Source organism: Sorangium sp. So ce302, assembly GCF_051530145.1.
GTDB lineage: Bacteria > Myxococcota_A > Polyangia > Polyangiales > Polyangiaceae > Sorangium > Sorangium cellulosum_B.
Genome location: NZ_CP150326.1, coordinates 1,723,667 through 1,737,046, shown reverse-complemented (window position 1 = coordinate 1,737,046; position 13,380 = coordinate 1,723,667). Strand labels below are relative to the sequence as shown.

General features: G+C 73.7%; 14 protein-coding genes. 8 read left to right on the top strand and 6 right to left on the bottom strand.

What is annotated here, in order from left to right; all coding sequences use genetic code 11:
* Positions 1 to 106 precede the first annotated feature (106 nt).
* Entirely contained in the window at positions 107 to 817 is a 711-nt protein-coding gene (locus WME73_RS06650; RefSeq protein WP_437915129.1) for a DUF3943 domain-containing protein, read from the bottom strand.
* A gap of 337 nt (positions 818 to 1,154) precedes the next feature.
* Here WME73_RS06650 and WME73_RS06645 point away from each other — a divergent pair, with 337 nt between their 5' ends.
* Positions 1,155 to 1,901: an SDR family oxidoreductase gene (locus WME73_RS06645; protein ID WP_437915128.1), complete on the top strand. Its 747-nt coding sequence runs from the start codon at positions 1,155 to 1,157 to the stop codon at positions 1,899 to 1,901.
* Positions 1,902 to 1,989: 88 nt separating this feature from the next.
* Here WME73_RS06645 and WME73_RS06640 read toward each other — a convergent pair whose 3' ends face one another.
* Together WME73_RS06640 and WME73_RS06635 are read right to left on the bottom strand one after the other, a co-directional pair.
* Positions 1,990 to 2,496: a hypothetical protein gene (locus WME73_RS06640; RefSeq protein WP_437868271.1), complete on the bottom strand. Its 507-nt coding sequence runs from the start codon at positions 2,494 to 2,496 to the stop codon at positions 1,990 to 1,992.
* A gap of 353 nt (positions 2,497 to 2,849) precedes the next feature.
* Positions 2,850 to 4,427, bottom strand: a complete 1,578-nt coding sequence (locus WME73_RS06635) for a PLP-dependent aminotransferase family protein (protein WP_437744640.1) — start codon at positions 4,425 to 4,427, stop codon at positions 2,850 to 2,852.
* Between the two features lie 68 nt (positions 4,428 to 4,495).
* On the opposite strand from WME73_RS06635, the gene WME73_RS06630 reads away from it, so the two are divergent.
* Together WME73_RS06630 and WME73_RS06625 are read left to right on the top strand one after the other, a co-directional pair.
* Positions 4,496 to 5,779 carry a hypothetical protein gene (locus WME73_RS06630; protein WP_437915127.1) on the top strand — a complete coding sequence of 428 codons (1,284 nt, stop codon included), beginning with the start codon at positions 4,496 to 4,498 and terminating at the stop codon, positions 5,777 to 5,779.
* Entirely contained in the window at positions 5,776 to 6,318 is a 543-nt protein-coding gene (locus WME73_RS06625) for a GNAT family N-acetyltransferase (RefSeq protein ID WP_437915126.1), read from the top strand. Before WME73_RS06630 ends, WME73_RS06625 begins: the two co-directional genes overlap by 4 nt.
* Before the next feature lie 54 nt (positions 6,319 to 6,372).
* Here the strand turns inward: WME73_RS06625 and WME73_RS06620 are convergent, their stop codons facing one another.
* A complete protein-coding gene (locus WME73_RS06620; RefSeq protein WP_437744637.1) occupies positions 6,373 to 7,800 on the bottom strand; it encodes a sensor histidine kinase in 1,428 nt (475 codons plus the stop codon).
* A 258-nt stretch (positions 7,801 to 8,058) separates the two neighbouring features.
* Here WME73_RS06620 and WME73_RS06615 point away from each other — a divergent pair, with 258 nt between their 5' ends.
* The 5 genes from WME73_RS06615 (at position 8,059) to WME73_RS06595 (ending at position 12,035) form a co-directional block, all read left to right on the top strand.
* Positions 8,059 to 9,165, top strand: coding sequence for a substrate-binding domain-containing protein (locus tag WME73_RS06615; RefSeq protein ID WP_437744636.1), 1,107 nt, complete (start codon positions 8,059 to 8,061; stop codon positions 9,163 to 9,165).
* Positions 9,166 to 9,211: 46 nt separating this feature from the next.
* Entirely contained in the window at positions 9,212 to 10,042 is an 831-nt protein-coding gene (modA, locus tag WME73_RS06610; RefSeq protein ID WP_437915125.1) for a molybdate ABC transporter substrate-binding protein, read from the top strand.
* Complete coding sequence (locus WME73_RS06605) at positions 10,039 to 10,854, top strand: ABC transporter permease (protein WP_437744634.1); 816 nt, start codon at positions 10,039 to 10,041, stop codon at positions 10,852 to 10,854. The genes modA and WME73_RS06605 overlap by 4 nt, the downstream gene beginning before the upstream one ends.
* Positions 10,854 to 11,630 (top strand): ABC transporter ATP-binding protein, encoded by a 777-nt coding sequence (locus WME73_RS06600; protein WP_437744633.1) that lies wholly within the window; start codon positions 10,854 to 10,856, stop codon positions 11,628 to 11,630. The genes WME73_RS06605 and WME73_RS06600 overlap by 1 nt, the downstream gene beginning before the upstream one ends.
* A gap of 174 nt (positions 11,631 to 11,804) precedes the next feature.
* Positions 11,805 to 12,035 (top strand): hypothetical protein, encoded by a 231-nt coding sequence (locus tag WME73_RS06595; protein ID WP_437744632.1) that lies wholly within the window; start codon positions 11,805 to 11,807, stop codon positions 12,033 to 12,035.
* Between the two features lie 311 nt (positions 12,036 to 12,346).
* Here WME73_RS06595 and WME73_RS06590 read toward each other — a convergent pair whose 3' ends face one another.
* Positions 12,347 to 12,838, bottom strand: coding sequence for a Fur family transcriptional regulator (locus tag WME73_RS06590; protein ID WP_437744631.1), 492 nt, complete (start codon positions 12,836 to 12,838; stop codon positions 12,347 to 12,349).
* Positions 12,839 to 13,108: 270 nt separating this feature from the next.
* Positions 13,109 to 13,363 (bottom strand): UPF0175 family protein, encoded by a 255-nt coding sequence (locus WME73_RS06585; protein WP_437298218.1) that lies wholly within the window; start codon positions 13,361 to 13,363, stop codon positions 13,109 to 13,111.
* Positions 13,364 to 13,380 lie beyond the last annotated feature (17 nt).

Sequence of the window (13,380 nt, the reverse complement as noted above, 5' to 3'; positions counted from 1 at the left end):
GGGTGACCGCCGCTCTGCTCTGCATGGTGCAGAGGTGGGCGGAAACCGCTGTAGTCTCGAGGTGGGCACAGCTGCCCGGTGTCAGGCAGCTGTGTCCACCTCGAGACTAGCAGTCGAAGACCCCGGCGCCCCGCTCGATCTCGCCGAACGGATCCATGAGCGCGCGCAGGATCAGGCGCGCCGGCGCGCTCTCGATGCCCCCTGCCGCGCGCCAGGTCGCGTACCGGAGCTCGCCCAGGAGGACCCCGGCGAGCGGCGTGTAGACAAGATCGAGCGCCGAGGGCCGGACGCCGTTGGCCTCGTAGCCGTACTCCCAGAGGTGGGTGCCGGCGATGGCGAACGCGAGCGCGGCCGGGGCGCCGAAGCGGCATATCCGCGCCCTGAGGTACATCTCGCTCCCGAGCAGGCCGTGGCCGACCACGTTGATCGGCCACGGGTCGTGATCCCACCGGAAGGCGGGCTGAGCGGCGTCGAAGAGCGGCGGCTTCGTGAGCGCCTCGCCATAGTGGTATCCCCATCGCTCCGCGCGAAGGTCGGCGAAGGGCTCGGGCCACAGCACCGCCTCGACGCTGCGGGTCACCGTGAGCACGGCCAGCGTGTGCACGATCGGCGGCGCCCAGGCGGGCTCCACGGCCTCGGCCGCGGCAGCACGTGGTGACGCCTGGGGCTCCCCCGCGGCAGGCGCGCGCTCCGGCAAGGGGGCCGGGAGGCCAGGCGGAAAGGCCGACTCGGCCGGAGGAACCGCCGTGGTCCGGCCGGCGCACGCGGCGACGAGGACGGCGAGCAAAGCGGCAGCGCACAGGCGGATCGGGGCCATCGGGGAGCGGCCGCGGCGCGCGGTGGGTGCGGCGACCAGACTCGAGTCTAGAGCGACCAGCGGGTCGAAGCCGCATGCAAACAGCAAGAAGTTGAACCGCCAGGTCGCCAGGGACGCCAAGATTTTGGTGTCTTCCTGGCGACCTGGCGGCTCATCTTCTTGTCTTCCTGACGACTCGGCGGCTCATCTTCATGTCTTCTTGGCGTGCTTGGCGTCCTTGGCGTGCTTGGCGTTTTGGCGGCTCATTTCTCTGGTTTCCAAGCTGCTCAACGCTCCAGCGCGACCGCGAGCCTCACAGCACCCCGCCTCGCCGCGGGCTCGCGTAGGCTCCCGCGCCATGGCCGACATCATGCTCATCACGGGCGGCAGCCGCGGGATCGGCGCCGCCACCGCGCTGCTCGCCGCGAGCCGAGGCTACGCGGTCGCCGTGAGCTACCTGCGCGACGAGGGCGCCGCGGCGAGGGTGGTCGACGAGATCCGCGCGCACGGCGGCGTCGCCCTCGCGATCGCGGCCGACGTGAGCCGCGAAGAGGACGTCGTGCGCCTGTTCCAGACCGTCGACCGCGACCTCGGCCCGATCGCGGCGCTCGTCAACAACGCGGGCGTGCTCGATCGGCAGGCGCGCCTCGAGGACATGACCGCGGCGCGGGTGGAGCGCATCGTCTCGACCAACGTCGTCGGCAGCTTCCTGTGCGCGCGCGAGGCGGTCCGGCGCATGTCGACGCTCCGCGGCGGCAAGGGCGGCGCCATCGTGAACGTCTCCTCGCGGGCGTCGCAGCTCGGCTCCCCGGGCGAGTACATCGACTACGCCGCCTCGAAGGCCGCCGTCGACACGCTCACGATCGGCCTCGCGAAGGAGGTCGCCGCCGAGGGGATCCGGGTCAACGCCGTCAGGCCCGGCATCATCGACACCGACATCCACGCGAGCGGCGGCGATCCAGGGCGGGTCGAGCGGCTCCAGGCCAGCCTGCCGCTGGGCCGCGCCGGCAGCCCCGAGGAGGTCGCGCACGCCATCCTGTGGCTCGCCTCCAGCGAGTCCTCCTACTGCACCGGCTCCCTCCTGGACGTCGCCGGCGGCCGCTAGCTCCGCCCGCCAGCCGTTCGGCCAGGGACTGGCGACGTCGCTGCATCGCCCTGCCAGGGGCGAAGCCGGGCCGCTCGCGCGCTCGGCCTCAGAGGTCCATGAGGCAGTCGCAGCCGCACTGGACGGTGGCCTCCTGCTGGTTGTATTGCCGCGAGCCGATGGCACAGCCGGATTCTTCCCACGTGTCCGTGTCCGTCACCTCGTACGAGCACATCCCCGTGCCGGTCGTCTCGTCGTACCCGTTGAACTCGCAGATCTCCCGACAGAGGATGTCCCAGACCTCCGGGTTATCGTCCCGGATCGCCTCACACTCGTTCTCCGCGTGGGCCTCGAGCGCGTCGATCGCGCGGCTCTCGGCGTTCTTCTTCCGCCCGATGAGGGCACAGGACGAGCCGACGCCGTACGCCTCCATCTCGAACATCGACATGGCCACGGGAACGCACCCGAACCCTTGATATTCGTTTTCGATCGGGCTGGCGAACGCCTCGACCTCCTCCACGTCGGTCCCCTTCGAGCCTTCGAGCCCGCCACAGGCTCCAGCCGAGCCGACCGACAGCATGAGCACGGACATCCCCACGATCTTCTTGAGCAGCATGAGCGTCTCCTCCGTCTACGAGGTCACGGGTCTCGCGGATTGCGACTTCGATGCCAGCCCGTCCTCGCGGCGAGGACCCGCGCGATCTCCGCGTGCGCGCGGTCCGCTCCTGCTTTTGGCGCGCGCGCGACCGTCCTGCGACGCCGGGGAGCCTGCCACACCGACCGGGTGTGACAGGTGTCAGGTGTGGCAGGCGGTGACACGGCGATGGCCTGCATCGGCGTGCTCTCCGGAACGCGCCCGGACCAGCGGGCCGGATCGCGGAGCGCGGACGAGCCCTCTGCTCGTACGGCGCGGCGGTGGGCGCGGCGCTCGCTCACGACGGGCGGTACCGCGTCCCTGGGGGACAAGCACTATCGCGGCGGCGACCCCGGCCATGCGCCGGCCTCGCCCGCGCCGATCGCCTCGCTCACCACGGCCGCCAGCGTCCGCGCCGCATCCCGGAGCGCGCCCTCCGAGTGCGCGCCGAACCCCAGGATGAGCCCGGGCGCGCGCGGCGCGCGGGCCGAAGCGCGCGCCGCCGTGCTGCGCGAGAGCGGCTGCGCGTCCACGCCCCGCGCCGCGAGCGCCTGGACGATGGCCACGTCGTCCACGCCCGCGGGCAGGTCGAGCGTCAGCACCGAGCCCCCCGCGGGCGCCCGCGCCCGGACGGCGCTCGGCAAGAGCAGCCCGAGCTCCGCGAGCAAGAGGTCGCGCCGGCGCCGCGTCGCCTGCTTCAGCTTCCGGAGGTGGCGCGCGAAGTGGCCCTCGTCGATGAAATCGGCGAGCGCGGCCTGCAGCAGGTAGGGCGGCGAGCGCGTCGACGCCGCGCGCACCATGGCCACGGCGCGCACCAGCGCGGGCGGCACGATCATGAAGCCGAGCCGCAGGCCCGGGAACAGCGAGCGGCTGAAGGTCCCCACGTGGATCACGCGATCCTTCACGCCCTCGAGGTCGAGGCTGAGGAGCGAGGGCAGCGGGGTGCCGTCGAACCGCAGCTCGCCCTCGTAGTCGATCTCGACGACGGCGGCGCCCGCCCTGGCGGCCCAGGACAGGAGCTCGATGCGCCGCGGCAGCGTGAGCCGCGCCCCCGAGGGGAACGCGTAGGCCGGCGACACGAAGGCGACCCGCGCGCGCGGAGCGCCCCGACGTCGATGCGCGCCGGCGTGCACCCGGAGCCCGTCCTCGTCGACCGGGATCGGGATCGGCCGCGCGCCCGCCATGCGCACCGCCGCGCGGAGGGCCAGCGGCCCCGGGTCCTCCACCCAGGCGGCGTCGCCCGGATCGAGCAGCGCGCGGCAGCACAGGTCCACCGCGGCCTGGGATCCCTCCGTGATGAACACCTGGTCGACCGTCGCGCGCACGCCGCGGGCCACCGCGATGTGGTGGAGCACCGCGCGCCGGAGCAGCGGCGCGCCCCGCGGATCGTGATCGAGCGCGTCGGCCGCCGACATCGAGCGGACGCGGCGCGCGAGGCACCGCTCGAAGATGCGCCACGGGAGCAGCTCGAGGTCCGGCAGGCCGACGCCGAACGGGCGCGACCGCGCGCGGCTGCCGAGGAGCGCGTCGAGCTTGTCGGGGGGCACCACCGCCGAGAGCCGCCGCGCGCTCTTCGACGTGCGCGGCGCGGCCGCCGCCGGCTGGACGCGGGCGGCGCTCTGCCACCCCGCGCGCGCCGGCACGTGCGCGACGACCGGCGCCCGCCGAGGGCGCACCACGATGGTGCCATCCGCGGCCAGCGCCTCGTACGCCGCCACAGTGGTGTTGCGCGACACGCCGAGCTCCCGCGCGAGCTCGCGGGACGACGGGAGCAGGTGATCGGGCTGGAGGACGCCGTCCAGCACGGCGCGGCGCAGCTGCTCGACCAGCTGGGCGGCCAGCGTCGCCGGCGCGCCGCGCTGCAGGTGGAGGAAGGCGTGGGCGGCGTGAGAGGCGGAGCGCGCTGGCACCATCGAAACCGGCGGATCTGGACCTTTCCAGGGTGCCAGATCCCGGGCACCGTGTCGACGAGGAGCCAGCCATGCCCACCGCCGATGACCTCACGACGCTGTTGACCGCCCGCGAGCGGCCCACCGCCCGCGAGCGGCCCACCGCTCCCCCGCGGCGGCCGCTCGAAGACGGCAAGACGGGCGAGCTCTCGTCGCGCATCGCCCGCCGGGCGGCCGAGGCGCACGCCGGTCAGCCGCTCGATCGGCTCCTCGCCGACGACCTCCCGGGCAACGAGCTGACCACGCTCCTGCTCCATTGCCTGCGCCGCCGCGCGCTGCGGCGGAGCTTCGCCGACGTCCTCGATCACGCGGAGCGCGCGCCCATGACGCACGCCTCGACGGCGGACGCCCGGCGGCTGCACGCCCTCGACGCGGCGGCGTACGCGGCGGCGGCGGGCTTCGAGGCGGTGGATCTCGCCCCGATCGGGCCGCTCGGCGCCACGGCGTGCGCGGGCGTCGAGCCGAACAACGTGCTCGCGACGGTCCGCTTCGCCGAGGTCGCCGCGGATCCCACGACGGGGCTCGCGCTGCACGCCGCGCGGCGCCGGCGCGGGAGCCGGGGCGGAGAGCCGCTGCGGTTCTGCGCGAGCCAGCGCGTCCTGCGCATGCAGCCCACGACCCAGCCGGGTTTCACGCCGCACTTCCGCCTGTTCGCCCTCGTGACGGCGGCCCGCTCGCCGGCCCGCGGCGAGGACGACGCGTGCGAGCGGCGCGCCCTGCTCGAGCACCTCGTCGTCTGGGCGGACCTCGTCCGCGCGCTGCCTCACGCGGGCTTCCGCGCCGCGGGGCTGCGCGTCGTGCTCTCCGACACGTCGCTGGTCCGCGCGAGCCTCGGCGCGCGCGGCGTCGACGCGGACGCGATGGCGCGGCGCGCGAAGGCGCACGAGCCCGGGTCGTCCGAGGCGGCCCTGCGCGAGGCCGGCGTCGATCTGCCGCGGCGCGCGGCGGATCTCGTGGGGGCCGCGCGGTCCCTCGGCCTCGGCCCCGAGCTCCTCGCGCGCGCCGAGCGCTGGGTCGCCGAGGTCAGCGAGCCGCTCACCCGCGCGCGCCCGGAGGTCGAGGTCGTGCACGATCTCGGGCGGCTGCAGGGGCTCGGCTACTACGCCGGGCCGTTCATCCAGCTCGTCGTCCGCCGGGACGACGGCCTCGAGCTCCCGCTCGGGGACGGCGGCGCCTTGCCGTGGCTCGGCGCCCTGCTCTCGAACCGCCGCGAGCGGATGGTCGCGACCGGCATCGGGAGCGAGATCCTCGTGAAGCTCTTCGATCGATCGGAGGCTCGGGCCGGCGAGGCTCGACCGGAGGGAGCGACGCCATGATCCTCGAGATGCCCGCGTTCACCCTGCGTCCCTGGGCGGCGGTCGACGTCGACGCGCTCGTGAAGAACGCGAACGACCGCCGCGTCTGGGCGAACCTCCGCGATCGCTTTCCGCACCCGTACAGGCGCGACGACGCCGAGGGCTGGATCGCGCACTGCGCGGCGCGCGCGCGGCCCGGCGAGGCCCTGGCGATCGTGGTCGCCGGCGAGGCGGCCGGCGGCATCGGCCTCGAGCGCCTCGACGACGTGCACCGGCACACCGCGGAGCTCGGCTACTGGCTCGGCGCGGCCTACTGGGGCCGCGGGCTGGCGACCGAGGCGGTGATCGCGCTGACGCGGTACGGCTTCGAGCAGCTGGGCCTCGAGCGCATCCAGGCCGGCGTCTTCGACTGGAACGGGGCGTCCGCCCGCGTGCTCGAGAAGGCGGGTTACGCGCTCGAGGCGCGGATGCGCCGCCACGTCGTGAAGGACGGGCGGCTCGGCGACGTGCTGCTCTACGCGCGCGTCCGGGAGGACGCGCTGGCCGGCGGGCAGCCGTGAAGCGCCGGGCGGCACGGGCGCCGCCGCGCGCCGCGCGCCGCGTGGATCGACGCCTCACCCGCGCGGGCGGCCCTCGCCTCCCGCCGAGGGCGCGGGCGCCTCTGCCGCCGCGGGCGCCTCGTGCCCCGCCGCCTCGGCGATCGGGAGCGTGAAGTAGAACCGGGCCCCCTGCCCGACCTCGCTCTCCACCCAGATGCGGCCGCCGTGCGCGTCGACGATCCCCTTGGCGATGTAGAGCCCGAGGCCGGTGCCCTTCTTCCCGGGCGTCTCGTCCTTCCAGAACCGCTCGAAGATGCTCGTGAGGTTCTGGGGTGGGATCCCCGGCCCCGAGTCGAGGACGGCGAAGCGGGCCATCGCCCCGTCCCGGTCCACCGAGAGGGTCACCTGGCCGCTCTTGGGCGTGAATTTCAGCGCGTTCCCGAGGAGGTTCGACAGCACCTGGAGCACGCGCTCCCACTCCGCGCGGATCACGAGCCCGGGCTCCTTCAGGGATTGCTCGAACCGGACCTGCTTCGACTCGGAGAGCGGCCCGAACATCTCCATGGTCTCGTGCAGGAGATCCTCCACCGCGCACGGCTTCGGCGTCACCGAGAACCTGGAGGCTTGCATCGTCGTCACGTCGAGCATCGTCCTGATGAGGTGCTCCATCCGCAGCGAGACGTGCTCGATCGACTCCGCTTGCTGCCGTGTTCGCTCGGAGTCGGCGCCCCGCCGCAGCCACGCGGCCTTCAGCGCGATGGCGCCGAGCGGGTTGCGCAGATCGTGGGCCACGATGCCCATGAGCTCGTCGCGGGCCGCCAGCGCCAGGCGCGCGGCGTCGCGCGCCTCCCGCGCCTTGTGGTACGGGCCGCCGAGGAGCTTCGTGAAGTACCAGGCGATCCCCAGGCCGGCCAGCACCAGCAAGCCCAGCAGGCCCTCGAGCCACAGCTCCAGCCGGGCTCGCTCCGCCTTCGCGTCATCGTAGAGCTGCTTGAGGAGGTCTTGCTTATGGTCGACGAGGCGGGCGAGGGAGCCCTCGAGATCGCGGTGACGCGGCCTCAGCTCCTCATCGAATCGACGCACGAGCTCGCTCGCGTCGCCGGTCCGCTGCCGGGCGGCGAGCAGCTCTTCCTGAATCCGGACGAAGTGCCTGGCCGCCTGCTCGACCTCGGCCACCCGCTGGAGACCGGTCGGGCTGAGCGTCCGGTCTCGAAGCGCGCTGACGTGCTCTTCGAAGCGCGCCCTGGCGCTCTTCGCCTGCTCGAGGAGCTCGCGATCGCCGGAGATGAGGTAGCCCCTGCCGTCAGACACGATGAGCTCGCTGCTCCACCGGAGCCGCTCAGCGAGCGTGATCTCGTGCTCCTTGGCGCGTAGCCGATCGATCTGAGCCTCGGCCACGGACGAGAAGCGCCGCACCGAGAACGCCATGCCGAGCGCCAGGAGCAGGGTGAGGATGGCGTAACCCATCCTCGCCGTGGCCTCGAAGCGCGTCCGCGTCGGCATGACCGAAGTTCCGTCCTCTCGGCGGGCGTCGGCGGATCCGTGGGGCTGAGCCACTCCGCGAAGGCTAGGCCGCGTTGCGCGAAGAGCAAGGCGCCCCGGCGCCGCACAGCATGGCGAGACGCGCTCCGGCGGCGAGCGGGAGCGTGGCAGGACAATGCGCGACGAGCGGGGCGACTCGACCTGTCGAGGGGGCGAGGGGCATCTCGAGGCGGCCAACGGATGACAAGAAAGCGTTCCTCGGTGTAAAGAGTGTGCGTCATGACGGACCGAGCGGCGAACCGGGTTCGCGCGCGGCGCGAGGCGCGCGGGCTGTCCCAGGTGGCGCTCGCCGAGCGCGCCCGCCTCACGAGGCAGAGCGTGGGCGCCATCGAGGCGGGCCGCGCGACCCCGGCGGTCGACGTCGCGCTGCGCCTCGCGAGCGCCCTCGACTGCTCGGTCGAGGTCCTCTTCGGGGGGTCGAGCGCGGCGGCGGACCTCGCGACCGAGACCGACGCTCCGGCGGCGCTGGGCCGCGCCGCGGTCGCGCGCATCGCGGACCGCTGGGTCTCCTACCCCCTCGAGCAGGACGCGGTGCGGGTGGCCGCGGACGGCATCGTGACCGGCGAGCGGCGCGGGAGGGCTGTCGTCGAGCCCCTCCGGGCGCTCGCCGAGGTCGAGGAGAACGTCGTCGTGATGGGCTGCGCGGCCGGCCTCGGGTTGCTCGCCGACCGGCTCAACACGAGGCCGGGGCCGGGGCGGTTCCTCTGGTTCCCCCGCTCGAGCACCGCGGCCCTCCAGGCGCTGGCCCGGCAGCGGACCCACGTCGCGGGCGTCCACCTCGTCGACGCGCGCACCGGCGAGGCGAACGTCGCCGACGTCCGCCGGCTCGGGCACGCCGAGCCGATCGTCCTCATCACGCTGGCGCGCTGGGAGGCGGGCCTCCTCGTTCGCCGCGAGGACGCCGGCCGCATCCGCGGCGTGGCCGACCTCGATCTCCCCGGCCTGCGCCTCGCCGGCCGCGAGGCGGGCGCCGGCGCCCAGCGGCTCCTCGAGCGCGAGGTCCGCGGCCACGGGCTGCCGCTCGAGCTCGCGCGCAAGCCGCACCTGCGGGTCGCCGGCCACCTCGACGTCGCGCGCGCCGTGGCGATGGGCGCGGCGGACACCGGCGTCGCGACGCGCGACGCGGCGATGGCGTTCGGGCTCGGCTTCGTGCCCCTGGCCGAGGAGCGCTACGACCTCGCTGTCCCGCGCGAGGGGCTCGATGACGGCAGGGTGCAGCGCCTGCTCGACGTCCTCGTCTCAGGGGAGTTCCGCCGTGAGCTCTCGGCGCTCGCCTACGACGCTCGGCAGGCGGGCGAGCGGGTCGCCGAGGTGCGAGCGGCATGACGGCGCGGACCGAGCCAGAGAACGACGGAACAGAGGAGTCTCCCGGATGAATTGCCCCCGACGACAGCTGGCGCGCGCCCTCCCCCTCCTGATCCTCGCGGCGTGCCTCGCCGTCCTCGGCGGCTGCGAGCGCCCTTCGCCGGCGTCCGCCCAGCGGGAGGACAGGCTCGTCGTCTTCGCCGCCGCCTCCCTCCGGGACGTGTTCACCGCGCTGGGGGAGGACTTCAAGCGCTCTTATCCGGGCGTCGAGGTCACGTTCAATTTCGCCGGCACGCAGGAGCTCCGCACGCAGCTCGAGCACGGCGCCGCGGTCGACGTGTTCGCCTCGGCGGATCAGCGCCACATGGACGAGCTCGTGAAATCCCAGCGCGCCGCGGGCCCCGTCGTCTTCGCGCGCAACGAGCCCGTCCTCGTCGTCGCGAGCGAGAGCGCCGCGACCGTCCGGGGGCTCGCCGACCTCCCCGCCGCGACCCGCATCGTCATCGGCACCCCCGAGGTCCCGATCGGCCGCTACACGCTGCAGATCCTCGATCGCGCGTCGGCCTCCCTGGGCGCGGATTTCCGCGCGCGCGTGGAGTCCAGGGTCGCCTCGCGCGAGCCCAACGTGCGGCAGGTGCTCGCCAAGGTGCGCCTCGGGGAAGCGCAGGCGGGCGTTGTCTACCGGACGGACGCGCAGGCCGCGCAGGACGGCGTGGTCGTCGTCGCGATCCCGCCCGAGGTCAACGTCCTCGCCGAGTACCCGATCGCCGTCGTGTCCGGCGCCGCGCACCCCGGGCTCGCGCGCGCGTGGATCGATCTCGTGACGTCGGAGGCCGGCCGGACGGCGCTGTGGCGCGCCGGGTTCCTGGTGCCTTCCGGCGGGGGCGCGCCTCGGTGAGCGGGCGCCTCCGCGCGGAGCGGGTCGCCCTGGCCGCGGTCGGCGCGGTCCTCGTGGCCTTCCTGGCCGTCCCGATCCTGGCCTTGTTCGCGACGGCCACGGCGGGGGACGTCGAGCAGGGGCTCCGCCACCCCCTCGTGTGGCCCGCGCTGCGCCTGAGCCTCCTGACGACCTCCGCGAGCCTCGCCGTCGTGGTCGTCCTGGGGACGCCGCTCGCCTGGACGCTGGCGCGCTCGCGCGGGCGGCTCTCGCGCGCGGTCGAGACGGTGGTGCAGCTGCCCATCGTCGTCCCGCCCGCGGTCGCCGGCGTCGCGATGCTGCTCGCGTTCGGCCGCCGCGGGCTCCTCGCCGGGTGGCTCTACCCCGTGGGGTGGTCCGTCTCGTTCACGACGACGGCGGTCGTTGTCGCCGAGGTGTTCGTCTCGGCGCCGTTCTTCGTGCAGGCGGCGACCAGCGCGTTCCGGAGGGTCGACGCGAGGCTCCTCGTGGTGGCGCGGACCTTCGGCGCGTCGCCGCTCCGGGTGTTCTTCCGCGTGGCGCTGCCGCTCTCGGCCCCTGGGCTCGCCGCGGGGGCCGCGATGAGCTGGGCCCGCTCCCTCGGCGAGTTCGGCGCGACGCTCATGTTCGCCGGCAACCTGGAGGGGCGGACGCAGACGCTGCCGCTCGCCATCTACACGGCGCTCGAGTCGGAGCTGCGCGCCGCGCAGGCGCTGTCGATGGTCCTTGTCGTCGTGGCGTTCACGCTGCTCCTGTTCGTGCGGGCCGTGCTGGGGCGCTCCACCGAGGCCGAGCGCCCCGAGGCGGCGCCGTGATGGCGGCGGAGCGCCTCCGCGCCCGCGTGACCGCGCGCATCGGGCGCCTGCGCATCGAGGCCGATCTCGACACCGGCGGCGGGTCGCTCGTCCTGGTGGGGCCGAACGGCGCCGGGAAGACGACCTTGCTCTCGCTCCTCCTGGGCATCTTGCCCGTGGAGCGAGGGCGCGTGGAGGTCGGCGAGGCGGTGCTCCTCGACACGGCGGCCGGGATCGACGTGCCCGTCGAGCAGCGCGGGATCGGCTATGTGCCCCAGGACTACGCGCTGTTCCCGCACCTCAGCGTCCGTGAGAACGTCGCGTTCGCGGTGCGGAGCGATCCGGCGCGGCGGGGGCGCGCGGCCGACGCCGAGGTCGTCGACGCCATGCTCGACGACCTCGGCATCGCCGCGCACGCGCACCGGCGGACGCAGGCGCTCTCCGGGGGCGAGAAGCAGCGCGTGGCGCTCGCGCGCGCGCTCTCCGTGAGCCCGCGGGCGCTGCTCCTCGACGAGCCGCTCGCCGCACTCGACGTCCACTCGCGCCGCGAGGTCCGGGCGTTCCTCTCGGACTACCTGCGGACGCTCGCCCTCCCCACCGTCGTCGTCACGCACGACGCCACGGACGCGCGGCTCCTGGGAGATCGCATCGCCGTCCTCGAGGCAGGGCGCGTGACGCAGGCAGGCACCTGGGAGGAGCTCTCCGCCCGACCGGCGTCGCCCTTCGTGGAGGAGTTCGTCGCCTCGGCGCGCAGCGCCGGCGACGCGCCGCCCTCCCGTAGCGCGGATTCGGCCTGAAAATTCAGCAAGGAGCAGCGAAGACCCTCTGTCACGGCCGGATCTCCGGGCGCGAGGCCATCCGTCGGTCAGTCGCCACCCAGTCACAGTCGCCCCCCAGTCACAGTCGCCCCCCAGCGCGATCATGTTGAAAATGATAATCATTCGCGTTACCGTCTCGCTCGGGAGGTCGACTTGTCAAACTCGAAGGACTGTCGTCACGAAACCCTCGCGTACAACGGCGTCGCGCACGTCCAGCGGTGCTTGGACTGCGGGGGTATCTCGATTCACCTCGGCCCCGTCTCCGTCCGGCTCGACGATTCCAGCCTGGAGGCGCTGTGGGCCGTGCTCGGAGAGGCCTCCGCGGAGCTCCACGCGCGGAGGACGACCGAGGTGATGAGCGTCGTGAGGCGAGGTGTCGCGTGAGGGCCCGGGCGCTCGCGCGCGCGGCCTCGACGGCGCTTCCGCTGGACGGGCCCAGGGGGACGTTCGGCGTGCGGGTCCGGGGGCTCGCGTGCGCGGCCATGGGGCGCCTTGGCCGGTGGGTCGCCGTGGCCGGCTGCGCGGCGATGTTCGGCTTCGTCGGCGCGTTCGTCGCCCTGAGCGCCGGCTGGGTCGAGTGGCCTGGCTACCTGACGGCGGTGTCCGGGTCGCTGCTCATGTACGCCGCCTGCCTCGCGGTCGGGCACGCCGGTGATCCGGTCGCGCTGCGGCGCCGGCAGGGCGCCTCTCGCGCGTCAGCCCTCGACGCCGGCAGCGCTGCAGTCCTTGCAGACCCCGAGCAGCTCGTGGACGTGGCCCGTCAAGCGGAAGCCGAATCTCTCCGCGACATCGCGCTGAAGAACCTCGATCGCCTCGAACTCGAACTCCACGACCTTGCCGCAGCGTGTGCAGATCAGATGGTCGTGATGTTCACGCTCGAACGCTCGCTCGTACCGCGCGCCGTCGCCCTTCGACACGAGCGTCATCTGGAGGAGCCCCGCTTCCACCAGGAGGGGTAGGACCCGGTAGACCGTGGCGGGGTGGGCATCGACGACGCCGCTCTCGCGGAGCTCCTTCAGCAGGTCGTCGACCGAGAAGTGGCCTCGCCTGAGGAGCGCCGCGCGCGCGATGGAGTCGCGGACCGACGACCCCTTCAGGCCGCGCTGCCGCACCGTGCGCCGCAGCCGCTCCAGCGCCCGCTCGAGGCCGGCCTCGTCGAGCGCGGGCGGCTGGGTCACATGGCGCACGCGGGGAACTATACGAACCGTTCGCAAGATGGTCAACGCCAAGCCCGTCGATCCCTTGGAGCGCATGAGCAGGAGGCGATCGCAGCTCGATCCAGTCCAGGGTGGTCACGTCGGGCAGATCTCTGCCCAGGCGAAGCCCTACGTTGAGCTCTGCGACGACGGCAGGTGGGACGAGCAAGTGCCGATAGAGCTGTTGCAGAAGCTCGAGGCGCCCGAGTCGGTGAAGGTAGCTCAGCGGCCCCGTATCGCTGATCACCGCGACCGGAAGCGTCATCTCGCTGCCGTCTTGGCAACATCCACATCGGCCGGGTCGAACGCCGCGGTCGGGATGCCGATCTCCGCGAGCCGGGCTGCGAAGCGAAAACGCTCCACGCATGCAATTTCGGCGGCCTTGGCCAGCGACACCCGACCTTCCTCGTAGAGGCGGATCGCGGCGGCGAAGGCGATCTCGGACGCCAGCCGTTCGGCCGGCACCTGCAGCGCTGCGCAGAGGTCGTCGGGTACCGTCAGGGCGACGATGGTCATGCCTCTGAGTATCGCGC